20 protein-coding genes and 1 tRNA gene are annotated in these 23682 nt (G+C 71.7%); 11 read left to right on the forward strand and 10 right to left on the reverse strand.

Features of this window, described 5'->3' with window-relative positions:
• Positions 1–4 precede the first annotated feature (4 nt).
• From LH62_RS32495 to LH62_RS00775, 3 genes are all read right to left on the reverse strand, one after another.
• On the reverse strand, positions 5–727 hold the full coding sequence (locus tag LH62_RS32495; protein ID WP_043358638.1) for an SH3 domain-containing protein: 723 nt from the start codon (positions 725–727) through the stop codon (positions 5–7).
• Between the two features lie 85 nt (positions 728–812).
• Positions 813–1373, reverse strand: a complete 561-nt coding sequence (locus tag LH62_RS00770; RefSeq protein WP_043358640.1) for a hypothetical protein — start codon at positions 1371–1373, stop codon at positions 813–815.
• Complete coding sequence (locus LH62_RS00775) at positions 1370–2605, reverse strand: CaiB/BaiF CoA-transferase family protein (protein WP_052213545.1); 1236 nt, start codon at positions 2603–2605, stop codon at positions 1370–1372. Before LH62_RS00775 ends, LH62_RS00770 begins: the two co-directional genes overlap by 4 nt.
• 158 nt (positions 2606–2763) lie before the next feature.
• Here LH62_RS00775 and LH62_RS00780 point away from each other — a divergent pair, with 158 nt between their 5' ends.
• Entirely contained in the window at positions 2764–3345 is a 582-nt protein-coding gene (locus tag LH62_RS00780) for a GNAT family N-acetyltransferase (protein ID WP_043358641.1), read from the forward strand.
• Positions 3346–3351: 6 nt separating this feature from the next.
• On the opposite strand, the gene LH62_RS00785 is transcribed toward LH62_RS00780, so the two are convergent.
• The 7 genes from LH62_RS00785 to LH62_RS00815 all read right to left on the reverse strand — a co-directional run bounded on the left by LH62_RS00785 (position 3352) and on the right by LH62_RS00815 (position 10688).
• Positions 3352–3428 (reverse strand) — tRNA-Arg (locus tag LH62_RS00785).
• Between the two features lie 69 nt (positions 3429–3497).
• Positions 3498–4706 carry an acyl-CoA dehydrogenase family protein gene (locus LH62_RS00790; protein WP_052213546.1) on the reverse strand — a complete coding sequence of 403 codons (1209 nt, stop codon included), beginning with the start codon at positions 4704–4706 and terminating at the stop codon, positions 3498–3500.
• An 83-nt stretch (positions 4707–4789) separates the two neighbouring features.
• A complete protein-coding gene (gene nikE, locus LH62_RS00795) occupies positions 4790–6418 on the reverse strand; it encodes an ABC transporter ATP-binding protein (protein ID WP_043358644.1) in 1629 nt (542 codons plus the stop codon).
• Positions 6415–7260 (reverse strand): ABC transporter permease, encoded by an 846-nt coding sequence (locus LH62_RS00800; protein ID WP_043358647.1) that lies wholly within the window; start codon positions 7258–7260, stop codon positions 6415–6417. Before LH62_RS00800 ends, nikE begins: the two co-directional genes overlap by 4 nt.
• On the reverse strand, positions 7257–8279 hold the full coding sequence (locus tag LH62_RS00805; RefSeq protein WP_144404320.1) for an ABC transporter permease: 1023 nt from the start codon (positions 8277–8279) through the stop codon (positions 7257–7259). The genes LH62_RS00800 and LH62_RS00805 overlap by 4 nt, the downstream gene beginning before the upstream one ends.
• Entirely contained in the window at positions 8279–9874 is a 1596-nt protein-coding gene (locus tag LH62_RS00810; protein ID WP_043358651.1) for an ABC transporter substrate-binding protein, read from the reverse strand. The genes LH62_RS00805 and LH62_RS00810 overlap by 1 nt, the downstream gene beginning before the upstream one ends.
• Before the next feature lie 52 nt (positions 9875–9926).
• Positions 9927–10688: an SDR family oxidoreductase gene (locus LH62_RS00815; protein WP_043358653.1), complete on the reverse strand. Its 762-nt coding sequence runs from the start codon at positions 10686–10688 to the stop codon at positions 9927–9929.
• A 94-nt stretch (positions 10689–10782) separates the two neighbouring features.
• Between LH62_RS00815 and LH62_RS00820 the strand changes: the two genes are divergently transcribed.
• The 10 genes from LH62_RS00820 to LH62_RS00865 all read left to right on the forward strand — a co-directional run bounded on the left by LH62_RS00820 (position 10783) and on the right by LH62_RS00865 (position 23682).
• Entirely contained in the window at positions 10783–12777 is a 1995-nt protein-coding gene (locus LH62_RS00820; protein WP_043358656.1) for a hydantoinase/oxoprolinase family protein, read from the forward strand.
• Entirely contained in the window at positions 12774–14351 is a 1578-nt protein-coding gene (locus LH62_RS00825) for a hydantoinase B/oxoprolinase family protein (protein ID WP_043358658.1), read from the forward strand. The genes LH62_RS00820 and LH62_RS00825 overlap by 4 nt, the downstream gene beginning before the upstream one ends.
• A 26-nt stretch (positions 14352–14377) precedes the next feature.
• Complete coding sequence (locus LH62_RS00830) at positions 14378–15634, forward strand: alpha/beta fold hydrolase (RefSeq protein WP_201445396.1); 1257 nt, start codon at positions 14378–14380, stop codon at positions 15632–15634.
• Positions 15635–15713: 79 nt separating this feature from the next.
• Entirely contained in the window at positions 15714–16997 is a 1284-nt protein-coding gene (locus LH62_RS00835) for an MFS transporter (protein ID WP_052213547.1), read from the forward strand.
• A 159-nt stretch (positions 16998–17156) separates the two neighbouring features.
• A complete protein-coding gene (locus LH62_RS00840) occupies positions 17157–18314 on the forward strand; it encodes an inositol-3-phosphate synthase (protein ID WP_201445397.1) in 1158 nt (385 codons plus the stop codon).
• Entirely contained in the window at positions 18311–19222 is a 912-nt protein-coding gene (locus LH62_RS00845) for a hypothetical protein (protein ID WP_043358662.1), read from the forward strand. The genes LH62_RS00840 and LH62_RS00845 overlap by 4 nt, the downstream gene beginning before the upstream one ends.
• Positions 19219–20325 carry a bifunctional 2-polyprenyl-6-hydroxyphenol methylase/3-demethylubiquinol 3-O-methyltransferase UbiG gene (locus LH62_RS00850; RefSeq protein WP_052213548.1) on the forward strand — a complete coding sequence of 369 codons (1107 nt, stop codon included), beginning with the start codon at positions 19219–19221 and terminating at the stop codon, positions 20323–20325. Before LH62_RS00845 ends, LH62_RS00850 begins: the two co-directional genes overlap by 4 nt.
• A gap of 2 nt (positions 20326–20327) precedes the next feature.
• Positions 20328–21371, forward strand: coding sequence for a Gfo/Idh/MocA family protein (locus LH62_RS00855; RefSeq protein ID WP_052213549.1), 1044 nt, complete (start codon positions 20328–20330; stop codon positions 21369–21371).
• Positions 21362–22207 carry an MBL fold metallo-hydrolase gene (locus LH62_RS00860; RefSeq protein ID WP_043358664.1) on the forward strand — a complete coding sequence of 282 codons (846 nt, stop codon included), beginning with the start codon at positions 21362–21364 and terminating at the stop codon, positions 22205–22207. Before LH62_RS00855 ends, LH62_RS00860 begins: the two co-directional genes overlap by 10 nt.
• Positions 22204–23682 (forward strand): YcaO-like family protein, encoded by a 1479-nt coding sequence (locus tag LH62_RS00865; protein ID WP_052213550.1) that lies wholly within the window; start codon positions 22204–22206, stop codon positions 23680–23682. Before LH62_RS00860 ends, LH62_RS00865 begins: the two co-directional genes overlap by 4 nt.

Consider the following 23682-nt stretch of genomic DNA (forward strand, 5'->3'; position numbering starts at 1 on the left):
GACGCTAGTTAGCCCCTGACAACAGGCTGGCATGCACCCAGCCCTGCGGCGACGCATCCCCGACCTGCACCCAGCCGCCCGGCGCCCGGGCAAAAACCCGCAGCGCCGAGCCCTGCGGCAGCACCCCCAGCACCTCGGAGCCACCGAGCGGCGCCGCCCGCAGATTGGCATTGCTCCGCACCTGCACCGCGCCACCCGCCTCGCTCACCATCAGGCTTCCCGGCCCGCTGCCCTGGGCCGCGGCCACCAACTGCGCCGGCACGGGTGCCGCCGGCGCCGCATCGGGTGAGGGCGCCGGTCCGGTGGCCCGCGCCACCAGCGCCCCACCGTCGCGGCAGAAGCGCTCCGCTGCCCCGCTCATCAGCGGCAGGCCCGGCCCCTGCTCCAGCACCGTCGTGTAGGCGAAGCCCCGCCCGTCACGCTCCTGCGGCAGGGAGCCATCGCGCGGCAGCAGCACGCGCAGGATGAAATCCACCCCGCCCGCCTTGCCGCAGACCGCCCGCTCATCCTCCGGGCCGAAGCGCACCACGCGAAGATCGGAGAAGGCGAGGTTCGGCGGGTTGCGCAGCCGCCGGCGGAGCGAGTCCTCCGCCGCCTGGGTCAGTACCTGCTCCGGCGAGGCAGCCGCCACTTCCGGCGCCCGCGCCGCCGGCCCGACCGCCAGCGCCGCGAAGCCGATGCCCGCCGCCATGACCACGGCCGTCGCCACGCCCAATGCCCGCCACATACCCTGCCTCATCCACGAACCGGCGGCGCCATGCCGCCTCGCTGGATAAGCGCGCAACCAGGTCATGGTTGCAGAGCCGGAAGCCTTACCAGAGCTCCTCGCGCGCCAGTGCAGCGACGCGATGGAAGCCGGACAGTGCCTCGAAGCATTCCTGCCCCACCGCCGCCGGCTCAGTCAGCCGCGCCAGCACCAAGTAGAGGCGCCCCCGCCCTGCATTCCCCTGCGAGGCCGGGTAATTCAGCTCCGCGCTCTGCGGGGCGCCGTATTGCGCGAGGCTCTCCTCCTTCAGCGGCTTGCTACCGATGCGCTTGGAATCGTACCATTGCCGCAGCGCATAGATCGCCCCATCCGCCGGATCCCGCCCGAAGGCGCCTGACGCTCCCCGGTCGAGCGGCGTGTAGGAGGCCGAGACGTCGTTCAGCCGGATGATGATGTCGAGCCCGGCCGGCACACCGGCGGGGCGAAGGTTGGCCCGCCACTCGAAGGCGCCCTTCACCGGCTCCCCGGCCTCCTTGAAGCTGTTCCGCGCGCCCTTGAAGCGCTCGTCCGTAGCCAGTGCCTGGCGCCAGGCCTCAAACTGCGCCTGCACCTCGGCCCGGTTCTCGATCGGCTGCAGTCGCAGCAGCGGGGGGGTCGTGCCGCTCATTTGCGCCGTGCATCCACCAGAACGCCGGAGGCGCGCAGCGCCGCCAGCTCAGCCTCGGAAAAACCATGGGAAGCCAACACGCTGTCGGTGTGCTCGGCATAGCGCGGCGGCTCCGCCCGCGTGCCCCCCGGCGTGCGGGACAGCTTGATCGGCGTCCCCACCCCGCGGTAGCCGCCCAGCTCCGTCACCATCTCGCGGTGCGCCGTATGCGCCGCCGCCATCGCCTCATCCACATGCAGCACCGGCCCGGCCGGCAGGCCGACGGCCAGCATCCGCCGCGTCAACTCATGCCCGTCCTCATCGGCGAAGCGCCGTTCCAGCACCTCGGTCAATGCCTCCCGGTTGACGACGCGGGCGCCGTTGGTGGCGAAGCGCTCATCCTTCGCCAGTTCCGGCAGGCCGAGGAAGTCGCAGAATTTGCGGAAGGCCGGGTCGTTGCCGGCAGCGATGAAGATCTCGCAGGTCCGCGTGCGGAACTTCGAATAGGGCACGAGGTTCGGGTGCGGATTGCCGGTCGCCCGCGGCCGCTTGCCATTGAGGAAGTAGTTGGCCGCATGCGGATGCAACAGCGCCATGCCGCAGTCATGCAGCGTCATGTCCACATACTGCCCAAGCCCGCTCCGCGCCCGCTCCTGCAGCGCCATCAGGATGCCGATGGTGCTGAACAGGCCGGTGGCGATGTCGACGATCGGCGTCCCGAGCCGCGTCGGCCCGCTATCCTCGGTGCCGTTGATCGACATCAGCCCCGTCATCGCCTGCAGCACGGCGTCATAGCCGGGGAAGCCACCCAGCGGCCCCTCGCCACCGAAGCCGGAAACCCGGCAATGCACCAACGCGGGGAAGCGCTGCTTGAGCACCGCCTCATAGCCGAGGCCCCATTTCTCCATGCTGCCCGGCTTGAAATTCTCGACCAGCACATCGGCACCCTCGAGCAGCCGCAGCAGCACCTCGCGCCCCTCCGGCTTGGAGAGATCGAGCCCCACCGAGCGCTTGTTCCGGTTGACGCCGACGAAATAGCTGGCATCCCCCGCCTCGTTGAAGGGCGGGCCCCAATCGCGCACCTCGTCGCCCTGCGGCGGCTCCAGCTTGATCACCTCGGCGCCGTGGTCGGAGAGCACCATGGTGCAGTAGGGCCCGCCGAGCACCCGCGTCAGGTCGATCACCCTGAGGCCGGCCAGGGCCCCTTCGGATCGGGCGAGGCCCAGCCCCGCGGGTGGTGCGGCTTCCGTCATCCCAGCATCATCCTTGCATCTCGCTCCCGGAAGCGTCTCCCCCGGCGGCGGCGCGGCGTCAACGCCTGCCTCCCCGCCTCTGTAGACCGAAGCGGCCCGGGGCGCGAATTCGTACGAAGCAGGGGCTTGCCGAACCGGCCACACCGGGCGATGCCAGCATGATGCCCGCGCCCCTGACGCTCGAAGGTCCGCGCCTCCGCCTCCGCCCCTGGCGGGCCGAAGACCGCGCGCCGCTCGCCGCCATCAATGCCGACCCGGCGGTGATGCGCCACTTCCCGGCCCCGATGAGCCGGGCCGAGAGCGATGCCTGGCTCGACCGCATCGAGGCGCATTTCGCCGAGCATGGCTGGGGCTTCTGGGCGGTGGAACGCAGGGCGGAGCCCGGGCTGGTCGGCGCTGTCGGCCTGCTGGCCATTCCTTGGCAAGCCGATTTCACCCCCGCCGTCGAGATTGGCTGGCGCATCGCCACCGCCCACCAACGCCAGGGCTATGCCGAGGAGGCCGCGCGCCTCTCGCTTGCCGCCGGTTTCGGCCGCATCGGCCTCGGCGAGATCGTCGCCTTCACCGTGCCGGGCAATGCGCCGTCCTGGCTGCTGATGGCGAAGCTGGGCATGCGCCCGACCGGCACATTCGACCATCCCCGGCTGCCCGAGGACCACCCCCTGCGCCTGCATCTTTTGTACAGGATGGGCCGCCAGACCTGGATGAGCTCGGCGAAGCCGGAGCGGGCGATGGCGTGAGGAAAATGGCGGACCCGATACGATTCGAACGTACGACCTTTGCCTTCGGAGGGCAACGCTCTATCCAGCTGAGCTACGGGTCCAGCGCGCCCTTCCCTTAGCCCAGCCCGCTGCGGGAAGGAAGCCCCTTCCTCAGCGACTGTGCCGGGGCATCACAGGAAGGCAATCGGCTGCTCCACCCCGAGCAGATGCCGCCCCACCATCTCCAGGTGCCAGGGATTGGCCTGGAGATGCTGCGAGACGCACATCGCATCGCGGAACCGCCGCTCGAAGGGCTCCGATTCCAGGATCGCCGTCGTCCCCCCCGCCCGGTAGCAGGCGACGGACACCTCCGTCGCATCCCCCATCACCGTGGTCGTGGCGAGCCGCAGCGCCATGCGGGTCTCGAGGCTGAGCGCCCCGGTCCCCGTCACCTCTGCCCAGGCCTCTCGCACCGTCCCGAGCAGGTACATCCGGCAGGCCCGCAGCCGCGCCTCCAGCCGGGCGACCTCGGACTGGACGCAGTGATTCTCCCGCATCGGCTGCGCCGCCGCCCGCGCCGCCTTGCCGCGCGCAAGCGCGATGTAGCGGTCGAGCAGCCCCCGCGCCGTCCCCAGCGCCACCGCGGCAAAGCCCGAGGCGTAGCAGAGATGCGAGGAGAAGAGTGAGACCGGCTCATGCTGCCGCCTCCCCTCCGGCTTGTCGCGGAAGCAGGCATGGCTCTCGGGGACGAAGAGGTCGCGCACCTCATAGGTATCACTTCCCGTCCCGCGCAGGCCGAGCGCCGCCCAGTCTTCGGTGATGTTCGCCTGCTCGCGCGGAAACAGCACGGTGACGAATTCCGGCTTGCCCGCCCGCGCCGAGCCATCCGCCTCCGTCACCGGCACATGGGCGCCGAGCAGGCGTGCATGCCGGTTGCCGCTGGCGAAGTCCCAGCGCCCCGTCACCCGCCAGCCGCCCGCCACCGGCACCGCCGCGGCGCGGGTATGCTGCGCCCCCCAGGCCAGCCCGCTGTCCCGGTCGCCGAAGAACCGCCGCGCCACCTCGGGCGAAAGATAGGTCGCCGAGCTGAGCGCCGAGACATTTCCCTGGTTCACGCACCAGGCGGTGCTCGCATCACCGATCGCCAGCGCCTCGATGACCTCGGCATAGACCGGCAGCGGCAGCGCTTGGCCGCCGAGCTCCGGCGGGGTCAGCAGACGAAAGAAATCATTGGCCCGGAGCGCCTCCAGCACCGCCGGCGGCAGCTCGCGCGCCCGCTCCATCTCCGGCGCCACGGCTTCCAGCAGGGGGATCAGCGCCCGCGCCCGCTCCACCGGCCCGGCGGTGGACAGCGCCTCCGGAGCCTCGGGCGCCAGCATGCCGAGTTCGGCAGCAGCCATGATCCGTCTCCTCCCAGATGGGTCGAAGGCTAATCACGCCCCCACCCCCCGGCAAGCGACACGGACAGTCGATCGACCAAATTTCACTCTAGGACTGCTTCGGGCTCGGGCTCGAAATGCGGGATCGCCGCCAGCAGCTCTCGCGTGTAGCCGGCCTTCGGCGCGGCGAAGAGCGCCTCGCTCCGCCCCTCCTCCACCACCCGCCCGGCCTGCAGCACGATGGTCCGCTCGCACATCATCCGCACCACGTTGAGGTCATGGCTGACGAAGAGATAGGCCAGCCCCTCCTCCCGCCGCAGCCGGTCGAGCAGGTGCAGCACCACCGCCTGCACCGAGACATCGAGCGCCGCCGTCGGCTCGTCCAGCACCAGCAGCCGCGGCCCCGGCGCGATCGCCCGCGCGATGCCGACCCGCGCCTTCTGCCCGCCCGAAAGCTGATGCGGGAACCGCCCAAGCAACTCCCGCGGCAGCCCGACCCTCGCCGCGCACTCCTCCACCCGCGTGCGCAGCACCGCCCCCTCCCGCATCCCCAACAGCCGCCTGAGCGGATCGGCGATGCAGTCGAAGGCGGAGAACCGCGGATTGAGGCTCTCCCCATGATCCTGGAAGACCAGCTGGATGTCCTTCCGCCACGGGCTCCTATGGAACCGCCCCGCCGAAATCGCCCCGATTTCCTCCCCCTCGAAGCGGATGCTCCCCGCCGTCGGATCGAGCAGTCGGCAGACCAGCCGCGAGATCGTGCTCTTCCCCGACCCGCTTTCCCCGACGAGCCCCAGGCTTTCTCCCGCATCGAGATGGAAGGAGACGCCTTCCACCGCCGCCGCTCCGCCGAACTCCTTGCGCAGCCCCGCGACCTCCAGCAGCCGCCGCCCGCTCGATGTCACCGTCTCCGGTTCGCGCTCCCCCACCAGCCCGGCGACGGTCGAGTCCCGCCGTGGCGAGGCCGCCACCAGCCGCCGCGTATAGGCGTGTCTTGGTGCGCCGAAGAGCCTGTCCGGCACTGCTTCCTCGACCACCCGCCCCTGCTCCATCACCGCGATCCGCCCGCAATACTGCGCGGCGAGGCCGAGATCATGGGTAATGAGCACCATCGCCATCCCCCGCCGCGCCGTGGTCTCGGCCAGCAGTTCCATCACCGCCCGCTGGGTGGTGACATCGAGCCCCGTGGTTGGCTCGTCGGCGATCAGCAGGCTCGGCTCGCAGGCGATCGCCATGGCGATCATCACCCGCTGGCACATCCCCCCCGACAGCTCATGCGGATAGGCCTCCAGCCGCCGCGCCGGCTCGCGGATGCGCACCGCCTCCAGCAGCGCCAGCGCCCGCTCCCTTGCCTCCCGCGCCGACACCGCCTCATGCGCCCGTATCACATCCGCGATCTGCGCCCCCACCGGCCGGATCGGGTTCAAGGCCGCGCGCGGATTCTGGAAGATCATCGACATCGCCGCCCCGCGCAGCGGCGCCAGCACCCGCCGCCCCGCCCGGGTGATGTCCTCCCCCCGGAACCGGATGCGCCCCCCGCTGATCCGCCCTGCCCGATCCAGCAGCCGCATGACGCAGAACGCCGTCACCGACTTCCCCGACCCGCTCTCGCCGACAATACCGAGCGTCTCCCCCGCCCCGACCGCCAGCGAGACGCCCTTGAGCGCCTCCACCACCCCATGCCGCGTGCCGAACTCGACCCGCAGATCCTCGACCTCGAGCAGCGCTCTCATGTCCGCATCCGCGGATCGAGGATGTCCCGCAACCCATCCCCCAGCAGGTTGAAGCAGAGCACTGCGAACATCAGCGCCGCCCCCGGACAGGCCACCAGCCACCACTTGCCCGTCGTGATGAACCGCGCCCCCTCCGCCACCATGATCCCCCATTCCGGTGTCGGCGGCCGGACGCCGAGCCCGAGGAAGGACAGCCCCGCCGCATTCAGGATCGCCCAGCCGAGATTGAGCGAGATCTGCACCGCCATCGCCGGCAGCACATTCGGCAGCAGGAAGCGCATCACCACCCGCGCATGGCTGTTGCCCGAGGCCCTCGCCGCCTCCACCCAACCCAGCCCCCGCCTGACATTCACCTCCGCCCGGCTGAAGCGGATATAGAAGGGCAAGTTGATGATCGCCGTCGCATAGATGATGTTCTCGACCCGGTTGCCGAGCGCCGCCACCATCGCCATGGCGAGGACGAAGAGCGGAAAGGCCATCAGCACATCGACGAAGCGCCCGACCCAGGCATCCAGCCTGCCACCCGCATAGCCGCAGAAGCTGCCGACCGTCGCGCCCAGGATGAAGGACAGGCTGACGGCCGACGCCGCAATCGCCAGGTCGAGCCGCGCCGCCACCAGCACCCGGCTGAACACATCCCGGCCGAGCTGATCCGTCCCGAACCAATGAGCCGCACCCGGCGCCTGCAAGGCATTCGGCACATCGGAGGCGATCGGGTCGTAAGGCACGATCCACGGCCCCAGCAGCGCCGCCAGCACCAGCAGCCCGCAGCCGCACCCCGCGAGCAGCGTCACGGGATTCCCCCGCAGCACCCACCCTACATGCCGCAAGGTCGCGCTCATCCGATCGACACCCGCGGATCGGCAATGCCGTAGAGCAGATCGACCACCAGGTTCACCAGCACGAAGATGGAGGCCATCAGCAGCACGAAGCCCTGCACCGGCGCATAGTCGGAGGAAAGCAGCGCATCCAGCGCGTAGGAAGCGACGCCCGGCCAGGAGAACACCTTCTCCACCAGCACATTCGCCCCCAGCATGGTCGAGAAGACAATCCCCATGATGGTGATTACCGGCAGCAGCGCATTCCGCAGCGCATAGACGAGGATCACCCGACGCCGCGACAGCCCCAGCGCCTCCCCCGTCCGGATGAAGTCGCTGGTCAGCACCGCGAGCATCGACGCCCTGGTCATCCTGGCCAGCGGCGCCAGTACGAAGAGTGCCATGGTGCAGGCCGGCAGCACGAGCTGCCTCGCCGCCGCCCACCACGCCTCCCCGTCGCCCGCGAGCGCGGCATCGACGAGCAGGAACCCCGTCACCTCCGGCGGCTGCGAGGCGAAGATGTCGATCCGCCCCGTCGGATCGGGCGCGATCCCGAGCAGGTAATAGAGCACATAGATCAGCAGCAGCCCCGAGACGAAGGTCGGCACGCAGACGCCCAACGTACACAGCAACCTTACCGCATGATCCACCACCGACCCCGGCCTCAGCGCCGCCAGAATCCCCAACGGCACCGCCAGCACCAGCGCGATCAGCAGCGCGCAGAAGGTCAGCTCCAGCGAGGCCGGCAGCCGGTTGCGCAGGTCGTTCAGCACCGGCTGCCCGGTGGTCATCGACCGCCCGAGATTCCCCGTGCCGATGTCACGCAGGTAGAGCAGAAGCTGCTCCGGCACCGGCTTGTCGAGGCCCATTCGCCGCCGGATATCCTCGATCTCCGCCTGCCCCGCATTCGGCCCGGAGGCGAAGAACACCGCCGGATCGCCCGGCAGCACCCGCATCAGCAGGAAGGTGAAGACCAGCACGCCGAACAATGCCGGCAGCGAGGAGACGAACCGCCGCCCCGCCCGCCCCGCGACGCCGCGCATCAGGCCCGCCGCAGGTCGCGGTAATCCACCTGCCGATGATACTGATAGGTATAGCCATCGATGGCCTGGGTCATCACCGCATCCTGGTTCGGTTGCCAGAGCAGGATCAGCGGCACCTCCTCCGCCAGCACCGCGATCATCCGCTTGCAGAGCCGCTCATACTCCGCCGGATCACGCTCGAACCGTGCCTTGGCGGTGAGGTCGTTGATCTCCGCATTGTTCCAGCTGCTGTAGTTCCACCGCTGCTCGCCGGTGAAGAAGTTGCGGAAGAAGTAGTCGGTCGATGGCAGCCAGGCGATCGAGGTCTCGGTGAGGAAGGGCAGCTTCTTCTCCGTCACCATCGTCGAGATCTGCGCATCCGGCAGCTTCTGGATCTCGACGCGGATTCCGATGCGCGCCAGCGACTCCTTCACCAGCGCCGCCATCGGCTCGCTCGTCGCCGCCGAGCCGACATTGAAGGAGAAGGTGGTGTCCAACCCATTAGGGAAGCCCGCCTCCGCCATCAACGCCCTCGCGCGCGCGAGGTCGGTCTTCATCGGCATCGGCTGCGGGAAGCGCGCCGTCGGCGGCGTCTCGCTCCAATCCCCGCCGAAAAGCGCCGCCCCACGCTCGAACAGCGCCGCCTTGAAGATGTCCTGATAGGGCAGCGCCGCCGCCACCGCCTGCCGCAGCTTGACGTTGTCGAAGGGCGTCATCCGCGTATTGAAGGCGACCATGGTGAAGGCGTTGAACTGCGGCGTGGACACCACCTTCACCCGCGGCCGCTGCGCCAGGCTCGGCACGTCGCTCGCCTGCAGGTCGATGGAAAGGTCCGCATCCCCCCGCTCGATCAGGTTGGCGCGCGTCGCCGCCTCCGGGATCGTCTGGTTGATGATGCGCCGGAAAAAGGGCAGCGCCCCGCCCTTCCAGTCGTCGTTGCGCCGCAGGATCACCTGCTCGCCCGGCTTGAAACTCTCGACGCGATAGGCGCCCGACCCCGCCGCATTGTCCTTCAGCCAGGCCTGCGCCCAGGGATCATCCGCGGTCGCATGCGCCTTCGCCACCTTGCTGTTGATGATCATGCAGTAGAGCGTGCAGAGATTGGGCAGCGCCAGCCGGTCCGGCCGCTCCACCTTCGCCTCGAAGGTATGCGCATCGACGACGCGGAACTGCTCGGCCTTGGTCCAGGAGCCGGTCTGGATCTGCACCGCCGCCAGCGAGCGCGCCGTCACATGCCGGTCGAAGGACCATTTCACGTCCTCCGCCGTCACCGGCGTCCCGTCATGGAACTTGGCGTCGCGCCGCAAGTGGAAGGTGAAGGTCGTCCCATCCGCGCTGGTCTCGACCCGCTCCGCCAACTCGCCGCGGATGACATCCGGGGCGAAGACCCATCCCGCCCCCGCCTGCCGCCGCCCGAACCCCACCAGCCGGTCATAGACATTGACGCTGATGCCGAAGGCCTCCCGCGTCGAGCCCGGCATGGTCGGGTCGAGCGTGTTGACGGTGTTGCCCGTCACCTGCCGCAGCGTCTCCGCCCGGCTCTGCGCCAGCGCCGGCCCGCCCGGCACCGCCAAAGCCGCCGCGCCTGCCAGTATCTCCCGACGCCCGATCCTCATGCCGACCCTCCTGCCATCCCGCCGGTCTCAGCAATCCGCGTACCACCGCCCGTCAGGCGGCAAGCCACCCGCCATCGACGGCCAGCGTCGTCCCCGTGGTGAAAGCCGCGGCATCGCTGGCCAGGAACAAGGCAGCCTCCGCCACCTCCTCTGGCCTACCGAACCGCCCCATCGCATGCCGCGCGCGTGAGGCTGCCATCACCGGCTCCGGCTCCTGGTGCCGGGCGAAGCTCCGCCGCAGCAGCGGCGTGTCGATCGCCCCCGGCACCAGCGCATTCACCCGGATGCCATCGCCGACGAAATCCAGCGCCATGGTCCGCGTCAGCGAGAGGATCGCCCCCTTCGCCGCGATATAGGCCGTGTTCCCCCGCCCCCCAGCCAAGGCGAGCTGCGACGCCGTGGTGACGATCGCACCCCCGCCCTGCCGCTGCATCGCCGGGATCACCGCCCGCGCCCAGAGCCAGGTCCCGCCGACATTGGCGCGAAACACCGCATCCCAATCCGACGGGTCGGTCGTCAGCACCGTCCCGCCGCAGGAATAGCCGGCGAAGCAGCACAGCACGTCGATCCGCCCGAAGCGCGCCAGCACCGCCGCCGCGTCACGGTCCGCGCTGCCCGGCTCGCCGACATCGGAGGCGAGCGTCATCGCCTCGCCTCCCGCTGCCTCCACCAGCCGCACGCTCTCCGCCGCACCCTCGGCATCGCGGTCGACGATGGCGATCCGCGCCCCCTCGCGCGCGAAGAGCACGGCACTCGCCCGCCCTAGGCCGGAGCCGCCGCCCGTGATGACCGCAACCTTGTCCGTGAGCCGCATCGCCTGCCTCCACCGTCGCGCGAGCTTCGCCCAGGGCTAGCCATCCCGCAACGCCGCCGTCAGGATGCACCGCACAACGAGGCTGGGGCGACGCATGACGGGCTGGCAGGTCGGCATCGATATCGGCGGCACCTTCACCGACATCGTCGGCGCGCGCGGCGCGGAGTTCCGCACCGCCGAGGTCCCCTCCCGCCCCGCCGACCCGGTCGGCAGCATCTTCGCTGCGCTCGAGGCCATCGGCGTCGCCCCCGGCGAAATCGCCGACCTGGTCCACGGCACCACCCGCGTCACCAACGCCATCGTCGAGAACAAGCTGGAGCCCGTCACCCTGCTGGCGACCGCAGGCTTCGAGGACATCATCGAGATCGGCCGCCAGAGCCGCCGCGACCTCTACCGCCTCGACGTCCCGCCGAAGCCCGCCCCGCTCATCCCCGCCGCCCGCCGCGTCCCCGTCGCCGAGCGCATGGCGCATGACGGCACCACCCTCCGCCCACTCGCCGACCTCGACACGACCATCGACGCCGCACTCGCCACCGGCACCCGCTCCATGGCGGTGATGCTGCTGCACAGCTACGTCAACCCCGAGCATGAGCTGGCCCTCGCCGATCGCCTCCGTGGTCGCGTCCCCTATCTCTCCCTCTCCCATCAGGTGAACCCGGAGGCGCGCGAATACGAACGCTGCGTGGCGACCGTGCTGAACGCCGCCGTCATGCCGCTGGCCGCCGAATACCTCGCCCGCCTCCGCGCCGAACTCCCCGCCGAGGCCCGCCTTCACGTCATGCACTCCGCCGGCGGCATGGCCTCGCCCGAGGCGGCGGCCGAGCGTCCGCTGCTGATGGCCCTCTCCGGTCCCGCCGCCGGTGTCGCCGCCGCCGCCGCCGCGGCGCGCGAGACCGGCGAGCCCGCCTTGCTCTCCTTCGACATGGGCGGCACCACCACCGACGTCGCGCTGATCCTCGACGGCCGCGCCGAGATCACCGTCGATGCCCGCCTCGCTGACCAGCCGCTGCGCCAGCCCATGGTCGCGATCGAGTCGATCGGCGCCGGCGGCGGCTCCATCGTGCAGCACGGCCCCGGCGGCCTCTCGGTCGGCCCGCGCAGCGCCGGTGCCGAGCCCGGCCCCGCCTGCTACGGCCGCGGCGGCACCGAACCCACCGTCTGCGACGCCAACGCCATCCTCGGCTACCTGAACCCCCGCCGCCGCCTCGGCGGCACCATCACCCTCGACGTGGACCGCGCCACCGCCGCCTTCACCCCGCTCGCGGAGCAGCTCGGCCTTCCCGTCGTGGAACTCGCCCTCGGCGTCCTCCGCGTCGCCGACGCCACCATGGCCCGCGCGCTGAACAAGATCACCGTCGAGCGCGGCGTTGACGGCCGTGGCGCCACGCTGCTCGCCTTCGGCGGCATGGGCCCGATGCATGCGACCGGCCTCGCCGCCACCTACGGCATCACCCGTGTGCTGGTGCCGCACGCCTCCTCCGCCTTCTCCGCCCTCGGCTGCGTCGCCGCCGAGATGAGCTACACCCGCCAGCGCACCCTCCGCCTCCCCGGCGAGGATTTCGACGCCGCCCGCCTCGCCGCCGCCCGCGCCGCGCTGATGGAGGAGCTCGCCGCCCCTCTCCTCGCCCAGGGCGTGTCCGGGGAGGCCATCGCCGCCGAGGAGACCGGCCTCATCCGCTACCGCGGCCAGTCCTACGCCGTCGATGTCCCCCTCTCCGGCCCGGCAGACGGCCCCACCCTCGGCGCCGCCTTCGAGGCCCGCCACCGCGCGCTGTTCGGCTTCGCCTCCGGCGAGGCCTGGGAGATGCTCGGCCTCCGCCTCCGCCTCTCCGCCCCCCGCGCGCTCGACCTCGCCCCACCCGCCCCCGCCAGCGCCCCGCCCGAGCCCTTCGCCACCGGCCCCTGCTGGTTCACCCCGGGGGCGCCGCTGCCCACCCCCCGCTACGAGCGCAGCGGCCTCGCCCCGCCCCTCCGCATCGCCGGCCCCGCCATCATCGAGGACGACTGGTCCACAATCCTCGTCCCACCCGGCTGGTCGGCGACAGCGCAGCCCGGCGGCCACATCCTGCTGACCCGGGAGGACGCATGACCACGCCCGACCCCTTCCGCCTGGAAGTTCTCCGCCACGCCCTCACCGGCATCGCCGAGGAGATGTCCTTCGTCGTCATGCGCTCGGCCCGCTCGCCGCTGCTGCGCGAGGCCGGCGACCTCTCCTCGGCGCTGACCGACGCCACCGGCCAGCTCGTCGCCCAAGGCCGCGACATCCCCGTCCATCTCGGGGTGATGAGCTTCACCGTCGGCGCCTTCCTCCGGCGCGTCCCGGCCGAGCGCCTGCGCCCCGGCGATGTCTGGTTCACCAACCTGCCCGAGCTCGGCGGCAACCACCTGCCGGACGTGAAGGCCATCCGCCCCATCTTCGCCGAGGGCCGCCTGCTCGGCTTCGCCGTCAGCCTCGCCCATTGGGCCGATATCGGCGGCGCCTGGCCCGGCTCCTACGTCGCCTCGGCGACCGAGGCGGTGCAGGAAGGCCTTCGCCTCCCGCCCCTCCGCCTCTTCACAGCCGAGGGCCCCGACGAGGAGAAGATCGCCGTCATCCTCAACAACACCCGCGGCCCGGCCGAGCGCGAGGGCGACATGCTCGCCCAGCTCGCCGCCACGGCGACGGCGGAGCGCCGCCTGCTCGATCTCTGCGCCACCCATGGCGCGACGGTGGTGGAGCAGGCCATGGCCGCGCTGCACGACCGCTCCGAGGCCGCCATGCGCGCCGCCATCGCCTCGCTCCCGCAGGGCGTCTTCGAAGGCGAGGACTTCCTCGACGATGACGGCCCCGGCGGCGCCCCCGCCGCCCTCCGAGTCCGCATCGCCATCACCGGCGAGACGGCCGAGTTCGACTTCTCGGCGACCGACGACGCCTTGGCGGGCCCCCTCAACACCACGCCCTATGTCACCGCCGCCGCCGTCTACTACGCGATGAAGGCCATCGCCGGGCCCGAGATCCAGCCCAACGGCGGCTGCTACCGCCCGCTGACCGTCGTCACTCGCCCCGGCTCCCTCCTCGACCCGCCGAAGGAAAAGCCCCTGGTCGGCGGCAACCACGAAACCTCGCAGCGCCTGGTCGACGCCATCTTCCGCGCCTTCGCCGAGGCGATCCCCGAGCGCCTCGCCGCCGGCGGCTCCACCACCGCGGGCCTCCTGATCTTCGGCGGCGCCGGCCGCGACGGCGCCTGGAAGACGCTCTACGAGCCCCATGGCGGCGGCGAGGGCGCCCGCCACGACCGCCCCGGCGCTGCCGCGACGCGCGTCCACCTCACCAACACCAACAACACCCCGGCCGAGATCATCGAGGCCGAATTCCCCATCCGCATCGAGCGCCACACCCTTCGCCCCGGCTCCGGCGGCACCGGCCACCATGCGGGCGGCGCCGGGACCGAGCGCGAGTACCACGTCCTCGCCCCCGAGATGTCGCTGACGACGATGTTCGAGCGCCGCGTCATCCCACCCTGGGGCCTCGCCGGCGGCGCGGCGGGCGCCCCCTTCCGCTGCCTCCTCCGCCGCGAGGGCACGGAGGAAGAACTGCGCGGCAAGGCCAACCTCCTGGTGCGCGAGGGCGACCGCGTCATCCTCCAGACCAGCGGCGGCGGCGGCTACGGCCCACCGGACTGACCGAGCCACAAGGGAGGACAACAAGAATGCAGCCCAAGCTGGACGACCTCGCCGCGCACCTGGCGGACCCCGCCCTCGCCCGCCACGGCCGCCACCTGACGGCCGATCTGCTGCTCGCAATCGGCGAGTCCGCCTGGCTGCTCTCCCTGCATGACGGCCGCCTCGCCGCCCTGAAGGCCGGCCCCTTCCTGATGCCCCGCTCTACCCTCGCGCTTCGCATCACCGCCGAAGGCTTCGCCCGCTTCGCCGCGCCGCGCTCCGAGCCCGGCTGGCACGATCTGCTGGCGCTGCGCCGCCAGGGCGCGCTCATGGTCGAGGGCGACACCAACCTCTTCTTCGCCCATCTTTTCTGGTTCAAGGCCCTGCTCGCCGTCCTCGCTGGCCACCCCACCCCCACCCCCGCCGAAGCCCCTGCCTTCGGCAGCGTTGAGGTCGAGCCCATCACCGGCCGTTACCTGCGGATGGATATCGCCGGCCGCCCCCACCGCCTCTATGTCGAGGAGGCCGGCTCCGGCCCGCCCCTCCTGCTGCTCCACACCGCCGGCAGCGACGGCCGCCAGTGGCGCGACCTTCTCAACGACGCCGACATCACCAGCCGCTTCCGCTGCATCGCCTTCGACATGCCCCGCCACGGCAAGTCGAGCCCCCCGCCCGGCTGGGAGCACGAGGACTACCGCCTCACCACCGCCGCCTATACCGGCCTGGTGATGACCGTCGCCGCCGCCCTCCGCCTGGAGCGGCCGGTGGTCATGGGCTGCTCCATCGGCGGCCGCATCGTGCTCGACCTAGCGGCGGAGCACGCCGATGCCCTCGGCGGCGTCATCGGCCTGCAGGGCAGCGCCCACACCGGCCGCTACTACGAGCTGGATGCGCTGCACCACCCGCACATCCATGGCGGCGAGGCCTGCGCCGCCATGGTCTCCGGCCTGGTCGGCCCCGCCTCGCCCGAGGCCGCGAAATGGGAAACCCTCTGGCACTATGCCCAGGGCGGCCCCGGCATCTTCCGCGGCGACCTGCATTTCTACGCCGAGGAAGGCGATCTCCGCCCCAAACTCGCCCGCATCGACACGTCACGATGCCCCGTCGCCCTGCTCACCGGAGAATACGACTATTCCTGCCGCCCGGAGGACAGCCGCGCCACCGCTGCCGCCATCCCCGGCGCCACGCTCACCATCATGCCCGGCCTCGGCCACTTCCCGATGAGCGAGAACTGGCACGCGCTGAAGCCCCACCTCCTGCCGGTGCTGGAGCGCATGCGCCAAGCAGCCCGCCCCTCCCCTTGAGACCACCCGGTCCCACGCCATCTGCCCGGCAGGATAGCAGGGCGGCGAGGCGGTCCGGGATGCGATCAGGACCACGCGCATGACGGGCCCGCCCCTCTTCACCCATCCCGGCTGGCGACGGCTGACCATCCTCGCCCTCTACGGCTACCAGGGGCTGGCCGCCGGCTTCGCGGTCACGGCGCTGCCGAACCACCTGGCTGGCCTCGGCGCGGCACCCGAGGCCATCGGGGCGATGCTGGCGCTCATCGGCCTGCCCTGGGTCCTGCAACCCCTCTGGGGCCCGCTGATCGACCGCTTCGGCGATGCCCGCATGGGCCGCCGCCGGGCCTGGATCGTGCTCGGCCTGACGGGCGCCCTCGCCTGCCTTGCCGCCCTGCCCATCGCCGGCGACGGCGCCGGTGCGCTGAGCCGCATCGGCTTGCTGCTGCTGCTGCACAATGCCTGCGCGTCGCTGCTCGACACCGCGGCCGATGCGATGATCATCGACTGCGTCCCCGCCGACCGCCTGGGCGAGACGACGGCGCTGACGCGGGCCGGCTTCGTCGGCGGCTCGGCCCTCGGCGCGGCGGCCTTCTCGGCGCTCGCCGCGGCCCATGGCCTGCCCCTTGCGGAGCACGTGCTCCTGCTGCTCGGCGCGCTCGCCGCCGCGATCCCCCTTCTCGTCCGCGAGGAGCGGGGCGACGCCCTGGTCTCCCTGGGGCGGCGCAGGCAGGAGGGGCGCGGCACCGCGTCCTACCTCGCCGTGCTGAAGGAACTCGCCGAATTCGGCCGCAGGCGGGATATCCTCGCCCTGCTGGCGGTCTGCGTCGTCGAGGAATTCGCCACCGCCGCCTTTGGCGTTCATTTCGGCCTCGACCTCGTGGCGACGGGCCGCTGGGATGCGGCCTCGCTCTCGCAACTCCAGGGTGGGCTGACACTGGCCAGCGGCACGGTCGGCGCGCTGTCGATCGGCCTCTGGCTGGACCGGGTGGGACCACGGCACGCGCTCAGCCTGCTGCTCGGCAGCTGCGTCGCGGCCTATGTGGCGACCGCGCTGCTGCTGCTCGGGCCACGCAGCTACGCGCTTGAGGCCTGCGCCATGGCGCTGTCCAGCGTCGTGCCGGCGCTCGTCTTCGTCTCGCTCGCGCCGACCGTGATGCAGATCATCCGCGGCAGCGGCGCCGCGACCCAGTTCGCCCTCGTGATGGCGGCACTGAACGGCGGCGGCGTGCTGGGCTCGGCGGTATCCGGCCACCTTGGCGCCCTGCTCCCGTCCTGGCTGGTGGCGCTGGGCGGCGCGGGCCTCTTCGCGCTCTGCACCCTGGCGGCGGCGAAGCCGGAAAGGCTCTTCGGCACGACGCAACCACGCTCGGCCGGTGACTAACCGGCACGGTTCGCTTGGGGTCCACCATCTCGCCTCCGGTATACGTGATCGCACCTTTGCCTGGAACATCTTCGCACCGGCCCGATCTTCGTCCGCGACAGACAAGGGCGGAGCGGAATGGTGAATGCGTCGAGGCGCCGTCGCGTCGGAGTGGCGGTGGTGGGTCTGGGGGGCGCCGTGGCGACCACCGCCGTCGCCGGGGTTGAGCTGATGCGCCGTGGCGCCAACAACATGAGCGGGCTGCCGCTTGCCGATGTCGCCGTGCCCGGCCTTGCCGGTTATGAGGATCTCGTCTTCGGCGGTTGGGACGTGAACGGGCAGAGCCTCGCCGCTGCCGCTGCCGAGCATCATGTCCTCAACGACAACCAGCTCGCCGAAACCGAGGATGCGCTCGCCCGCGTCACGCCCTGGAAGGCGGTGGCGAGCAGCGCCTTCTGCCGCCGGATCGGTGGCGGCAACATGCGCGAGATGCGTGGCCACCGCGCCGCGATCGACGCCATCATCGGCGACATCCAGCAGTTCAAGGTGGCAAACGACCTTGACGATGTCGTCATGATCAACCTCGCCTCCACCGAGCGCACGCCGGTCGAGGGCGAAGCGCTGCGCACGGCAGACGGCTTCCAGCGTGCCCTCGACCAGGACGACCCCGATATCGGCCCGGCCATGCTCTACGCCGCCGCTGCGATCGAGGCCGGCATCGGCTACGGCAATTTCACCCCCTCCGTCGCGGCCGACATCCCCGGCCTCACCGAGCTCGCCGAGCGGCGCGGCGTGCCCGTCGCCGGCAAGGACGGCAAGACCGGCCAGACCTTGATGAAGACCGTGCTCGCCCCGGCGCTTCGGGCCCGCGCGCTGCATGTCGATGGCTGGTTCTCCACCAACATCCTCGGCAACCGCGACGGCCAGGCGCTCGAGGATCCGGACAGCCTTAAGTCGAAGCTCGGCACCAAGGGCAACGTGCTCGACAGCATCCTCGGCTACAAGGTCGAGGACCACATCGTCGACATCCGCTACTACCGTCCGCGTGGCGACGACAAGGAAGCCTGGGACAACATCGACGTCAGCGGCTTCCTCGGCCACAAGATGCAGATCAAGGTCAACTTCCTCTGCAAGGACAGCGTGCTCGCCGCGCCGCTGGTGCTGGAGATCGCCCGCGTGCTCGACCTCGCGCGCCAGCGTGGCGAGAAGGGGCCGCAGGAGCAGCTTTCGCTCTTTTTCAAGGCACCGATGACGGCCGGCCGCCGGGCGCCGGAACATGCCTTCCACCGGCAGGAACGCATGCTCGCCGACTGGCTCGAGGGCAAAGCCGGCCGATGAGGCCGGAGCAGGAGGGCGGGCTGGCCCCGCCCGCCCTGATGCCCCTGCTGCGCGGCCTCGAGGACCTGAAGCGCATCCGGTCGGCGCACCTCGCCGGCTCCATCGCGGAACGCCTCTTCGCCGCCGCCTGGTCAGCCCTCATGGCCGGCGCGCATCCGGCCGATGTCGCCCGCCACACGATCCGCCAGGCGCTGGCGGCGACGGTGCTCGGCGATCTCGATGCCGGCGTGCTGCGCACCGCCGGCGTGCCGGACGAGCCGGCGCGCGCCATCGTGCAGTCCACTGTCGAGGCCGCCTCGGCGCCGCTCGCGCCCGACCTGCGTGCCTGGCTGCTCGACACGACCGCTTCGCTACCGGTCGCCGATCCGCCGCCCTTCGTCGCCCGCCTGGCCGCCCAGCCCCGCGCTGGCGCCACGGCTCCAGGCCGCGGCCGGCTGATCCTCGACCCGCCGGAGAGCCATGCCGAGCACTGCGCCCTGGTCGCCGTCTTCGGCGTCCTCCTGGCCCCGAGCTGGGGCGCGCAGCCTGAGACCGTCTTCCTCGCCGCCCTCGCGCACCACTTGCACAACGCGCTGCTGCCCGATTCCGGTTTCGCGGGCGAAATGGGGCTCGGCGAGTGGCTGGCGCCCGTCATGGCCCGCGCGACCGCGCTGGCTCTCGACGAGCTGCCCTCCGGCCTCCGCGCCGCGACCGAGGCCGCCTGCCGCATCCTGCCCGACGCGACCACGCCGGAGGGCCGTGCCTTCCACGCCGCCGACACGCTCGACCGCGTGCTGCAGGTCGAGACCCAACTGCGCGCCGCCGGCACCAGCATGGACTTCGTGCTGCGCGAGATGGAGCTGGTGCATGCCGGCCCGGTGAAGCCTTTCCAGGATGCGGTGCTCGCCCGGATGGGCCTTGCCGCATGATCGCCGACACCGCCCACTCGGTGCGGGATGCGGAAGGGCTGCGCTGGCCCGCTCCGGACGGCATCCCCTTCCTCCGCGCCGGACGGCGGGCGCTGGCGGAAGCGGCGTTGGCCCGGCTCGATGCCGGCGATACCGAGGCGGCGCTGGTGCTGCTCCTCGCCGATCAGGACGACTGGTGGCGCGGCCCCACCGCCGATCCGGCATCGCTGCGCCGCCTCGTGCGCGAGCGCGCGTCGCTCTCCCTGCGCGAGGCGATGCGCCTACTCGCCTGGGGGCCGGTCGCCGACTACTTCGCGCATCGCTGGTCGGACCCGACCTTCCTGGCCGGGCTGGCGCTGACCGAGGCGCATTGGAACGCCCCGCGTACCGCCTTCGAGCTGGCCTGCGGCATCGGCCACCACCTGCGCGAACTGGCGCGGCGCGGCGTCGCGGCGACCGGGGCCGACGTCGTCTTCGCCAAGCTCTGGGTGGCGCGGCACTGGGTGGTGCCGGAGGCACGGCTGCTTTGCCTCGACGCCGCTCAGCCCTGGCCGGTCGAGGGGCCCTTCGACCTCGTCGCCTGTCACGACGCCTTCTACTTCCTCGAGCCGAAGCGGCCGATCCTTGATGCGCTGCGCGGGTTGCTCGACCCGGCGCGAGGCATGCTGCTCATCGGCCATGTCCACAACCGCGACTGGCCCAACCTTTCGGCCGGCGCCGCCCTTTCAGCCACGGAGATGGCCGGGCTGCTTCCGGATGCCCGGCTCTACGAGGATGCCGAACTGACCCGCGCCCTCGCCGCCGGCCGCGCGCCGCAATCGGCCCCTGCCGAGGCCTTGCGCGGCGCCGAAGCCTTCGCCGCCGCCGCCGGGCCCGGCTTGCGGGCGCCGCAGCCGGTGACCGGCTTGGTCGCCCTTCCGCCGTCGGGCGCGCTGCTCCGCCGCAATCCGCTCTATGACGAGGCGGGGCGCATCGCATGGCCCTCCGAGCGTTACGGCCGCGAATACGGCCCGCTCGCCACATACCCGCCCTCCACCACCCAGCCCTCCTCCGCGCCCCTCTCGCCTGCCACTGCCGAAGCAGCCCGGCGGCGCGAGCTGGTCGACTTGCCGGAGGGCTGGTGACCATGCTCGACGCCGCGCTGCACACCGCCAGCGATGCGTCCGCAGGCCTGGGCTGGGGCGTGATCGGCTTCGGCTGGGTGGCAAGGGACTACGCCGTGCCCGGCCTCCTGGGCGCCGGCGGGCGGCTCGTCGCGGTAGCCGACCCGGACTCGGGCGCGCGGCGCCAGGCCCAGGCCCTCGGCGCGGAAGCCCATGCCGATGCCGATCGCCTGCTGGCCGACCCGGCGGTGCAGGCCATCTACGTCGCCACGCCCAACCACCTGCACCGCGCCGCCGTCGAGCGCGCCGCCGCCGCCGGCAAGCCGGTGCTTTGCGAGAAGCCGATGGCGGCCAGCCTCGCCGAGGCCGAAGCCATGGCCGCCACCATCCGCGCCGCCGGCATCCGCTACGGCACGGCCTTCGATCAGCGCCACCATCCCGCCCATGCCGCCATCCGCTCCGCCGTGGCCGAGGGTGCCATTGGCCGTGTCACCGCCATCCGCATCGCCTATGCCTGCTGGGTCGATGCCGGCTGGGCCTCCGACAACTGGCGCGCCGATGCCTCCCGCGCCGGTGGCGGCGCGCTCATCGACCTCGCCCCCCACGGGCTCGATTTGGTGGATTACCTGCTGGGCGAGCCGGTCGAGGATATCGCCGCGCTGACGCAGCAGCGCGTGCAGCGCTACGCCGTCGATGACGGCGCCATGCTGGTCGGCCGCACCGCCTCTGGCGTGCTGGTGCAGCTCCACGTCGCCTACAACTGCCCGGAGGGATTGCCGCGCCGCCAGCTCGAGATCCTCGGCACCACCGGCCAACTCCTCGCCGAGCGCACCATGGGCCAGGCGCCCGGCGGCAAGGTCTGGCGCATCGACGGCCGGCTCGGCCTGCGTGCGCCGCTGCCGGTGCCGGAGGCGGAAGCCTCGCCCTTCCTGCGGCAGATGGACACCTTCGCCCGCTGGCTGCGGGGCAAGGCCGAGCCTGATGCCTTCTCGCTGGCACGGGACCTCCACACCATGCGCCTGATCGCGCGCGCCTATGCTGCCGCCGGAGAGCGCCGATGCCGCTGAAGCCCTATGCCTGCGCCAATTGCGGTCACTGGCAGCGCTACTTCGCCCCGCCGCCGGACTGCCCCGTCTGCACCGACACGCGCAACGACCTGCCCGAGGATGGCTGGCGCTTCCTCACCGTGGAGGAGGTACGGCCGATGCTGCGCGGCCACTGGCGCCGGCTGGAGCGGGACCTCGTCGCCTTCTCCGTCTCGCCGCCGCTCGGGCTGAACGGCACCGGTTGGCTTCTGCTCCACCCGGAGGGCAACATCGCCTTCGAGGCGGCGCCCTTCTACACCGACGAGATGCTGGCCGAGATCGAGCGGCTGGGCGGCATCCGCATCCTCGCCGCCTCGCATGTGCATGGCTACGGCGCGCTCTGGCAGCTGCAGGACGTGTTCAAGCCGGAGGTCATGGCGATCCAGAAGGAAGACCTCCGGCTCACCAAGGCCTTCCGTGTCACCTGGCCCTATGACGACGCGCTGGAGCTTCGGCCCGGCCAGGTGCTGCACCATGTCGGCGGCCATTACGAGGGCCAGGCCGTGCTGCACGATGCCGGGCGCCGCATTCTCTTCTGCGGCGACGCCTTCAAGGTGGACCAGGACGAGGCCGGCAACAGCACCGCCGTTTCCACCCACAAGGCCTTCCACAAGTCGATCCCGCTGACGCCGGGCGAGATCCGCCGCTACCGCGAGGTGATCGCGGGCCTCGACTTCGACACCGTCTGCACCCCCTTCGAGCATGCGCCCGGCATCGGCCGTGACATCGCCCTCGCGGTGCTCGACGACCAGCTCCGCGGCCCGCCGGGCGTGCGGCACATCCCCGTGGACGAGCTGCGCAGGAGCGCGACGCGATGAGCCAGACCACCGACCTGCACGAGGTCGCCCGCGCCTTCCGCGCCTCCATGCCGGAGGATGGCCACGTCACGGTCTTCCGCATCGACATGCTGGACCGCATCGGCATCCCCGTCGTCCAGGCCAACCTGATCGTGGCGAAGGACCCCGCCACCACCGGCTATGGCTACGGCTTCGAGCCGATCGAGGCGGAGGTCGGCGCGCTCGGCGAGCTCTGCGAGGAGGTGCATGTCGGCGCCTGGGTGAAGCAGGCCGAACGCTTCGAGGGCTCCTACGCGGATATGGTGCGGCAGCGCGGCGCGGCCCATGTGGCCGATCCGCTGACGCTTTGCCTGCCCGCCGGCAACCCCTACACGCCCGAGATGCCGCTCTCCTGGGTCGAGGCCCGGCGCTGGTCCACCGGCGAGCCGGTGCTGGTGCCCCGCGACTGGGTCGCCGCCTATCCCTACCAACTCGGCGAGAAGCCGCAGCTGATCACGCCCATCACCAACGGCCTCGGCGCTGGCTTCGACCTGCCGCATGCCGTGGCGCACGGGCTGATGGAGCTGCTCCAGCGCGACGGCAACGCCGTCACCTACCGCGCGCTCGACCAGGGCGTCGTCGTCGACATCGACACGGAGGAGGAGCCGGACGTCGCCAGGCTGATGGACCATCTCCGCTCCCTCGGCATCGACGTCACCGTCAAGCTGGCCTGCACGGATTTCGGCATCCCAAACCTCTACGTCGTCGGCAACGACCGCGGCCAGCCCACCGTGCCGGTGCAGGTGACCTCCTGCGGCGAGGCCTCGCACCCCGACCGCTCGCGCGCGCTGCGCAAGGCGCTGCTGGAATTCTGCGGCTCCCGCTCGCGCAAGGCCGCGACGCATGGCCCGATCGAGCTGGTCCAGGCAGCGCTGCCGCGCGACTACGTGGACCGCCAGATCGGCGTCGCCATGCTGGAGGAGGAGGAGGGCCGCGCCCTGCAGGCCATGGCCGAATGGGTCGGCCAGGATGCAGGCGAGCTGCGCCGCCGCCTCGCCGGCAGCGTCTTCTCGGATCGCCGCCGCGTCCGGCTCTCCGACCTGCCGACCGTGCCGGCGGCAGCGGTCGCAGACCCGGACGCCCGGCTACGGCTGCTGCTCGACCGCCTGGCGACCGAGGGTCTGGAGCCGCTGGTGATCGACTGCTCGCCGGCCGAAGGCCCGGTGAAGGCGGTGAAGACCATCGTCCCCGGCCTCGAGAGCGAGACGATGAGCTACCACCGCATCGGCTGGCGCGGCGTCCGCCGCCTGCGCGAGCGCGCCGACCCGCTGCTGCTCGACGCGCCGCGCGAGGGCGCCGTCCGCATCCTGCTGCGGCCGGAGGATGAGGCACGGGCCGGCGGCCCCGCCTGGTTCGACGCGCGCCTGGCGGACGAGACGGTCGGCCGACTCTATCCGCTCTACCGCGAATGCGGCACCTTCTCCGCCCAGCTTTACCGCCGGCGGCAGGCGGCCTGA

Source organism: Belnapia sp. F-4-1 (assembly GCF_000802185.1).
Lineage (GTDB): Bacteria > Pseudomonadota > Alphaproteobacteria > Acetobacterales > Acetobacteraceae > Belnapia.

Bases quoted from the DNA above. Each gene is read 5' to 3' on its own strand.
- LH62_RS00800 (WP_043358647.1), bottom strand. From the start codon at position 7,260: ATGAGCGCGACCTTGCGGCATGTAGGGTGGGTGCTGCGGGGGAATCCC.
- LH62_RS00835 (WP_052213547.1), top strand. From the start codon at position 15,714: ATGACGGGCCCGCCCCTCTTCACCCATCCCGGCTGGCGACGGCTGACC.
- LH62_RS00770 (WP_043358640.1), bottom strand. From the start codon at position 1,373: ATGAGCGGCACGACCCCCCCGCTGCTGCGACTGCAGCCGATCGAGAAC.
- LH62_RS00790 (WP_052213546.1), bottom strand. From the start codon at position 4,706: ATGGCTGCTGCCGAACTCGGCATGCTGGCGCCCGAGGCTCCGGAGGCG.
- LH62_RS32495 (WP_043358638.1), bottom strand. From the start codon at position 727: ATGTGGCGGGCATTGGGCGTGGCGACGGCCGTGGTCATGGCGGCGGGC.
- LH62_RS00780 (WP_043358641.1), top strand. From the start codon at position 2,764: ATGATGCCCGCGCCCCTGACGCTCGAAGGTCCGCGCCTCCGCCTCCGC.
- nikE (WP_043358644.1), bottom strand. From the start codon at position 6,418: ATGAGAGCGCTGCTCGAGGTCGAGGATCTGCGGGTCGAGTTCGGCACG.
- LH62_RS00775 (WP_052213545.1), bottom strand. From the start codon at position 2,605: ATGACGGAAGCCGCACCACCCGCGGGGCTGGGCCTCGCCCGATCCGAA.
- LH62_RS00865 (WP_052213550.1), top strand. From the start codon at position 22,204: ATGAGCCAGACCACCGACCTGCACGAGGTCGCCCGCGCCTTCCGCGCC.
- LH62_RS00855 (WP_052213549.1), top strand. From the start codon at position 20,328: ATGCTCGACGCCGCGCTGCACACCGCCAGCGATGCGTCCGCAGGCCTG.
- LH62_RS00860 (WP_043358664.1), top strand. From the start codon at position 21,362: ATGCCGCTGAAGCCCTATGCCTGCGCCAATTGCGGTCACTGGCAGCGC.
- LH62_RS00830 (WP_201445396.1), top strand. From the start codon at position 14,378: ATGCAGCCCAAGCTGGACGACCTCGCCGCGCACCTGGCGGACCCCGCC.
- LH62_RS00845 (WP_043358662.1), top strand. From the start codon at position 18,311: ATGAGGCCGGAGCAGGAGGGCGGGCTGGCCCCGCCCGCCCTGATGCCC.
- LH62_RS00825 (WP_043358658.1), top strand. From the start codon at position 12,774: ATGACCACGCCCGACCCCTTCCGCCTGGAAGTTCTCCGCCACGCCCTC.
- LH62_RS00820 (WP_043358656.1), top strand. From the start codon at position 10,783: ATGACGGGCTGGCAGGTCGGCATCGATATCGGCGGCACCTTCACCGAC.
- LH62_RS00815 (WP_043358653.1), bottom strand. From the start codon at position 10,688: ATGCGGCTCACGGACAAGGTTGCGGTCATCACGGGCGGCGGCTCCGGC.
- LH62_RS00805 (WP_144404320.1), bottom strand. From the start codon at position 8,279: ATGCGCGGCGTCGCGGGGCGGGCGGGGCGGCGGTTCGTCTCCTCGCTG.
- LH62_RS00810 (WP_043358651.1), bottom strand. From the start codon at position 9,874: ATGAGGATCGGGCGTCGGGAGATACTGGCAGGCGCGGCGGCTTTGGCG.
- LH62_RS00850 (WP_052213548.1), top strand. From the start codon at position 19,219: ATGATCGCCGACACCGCCCACTCGGTGCGGGATGCGGAAGGGCTGCGC.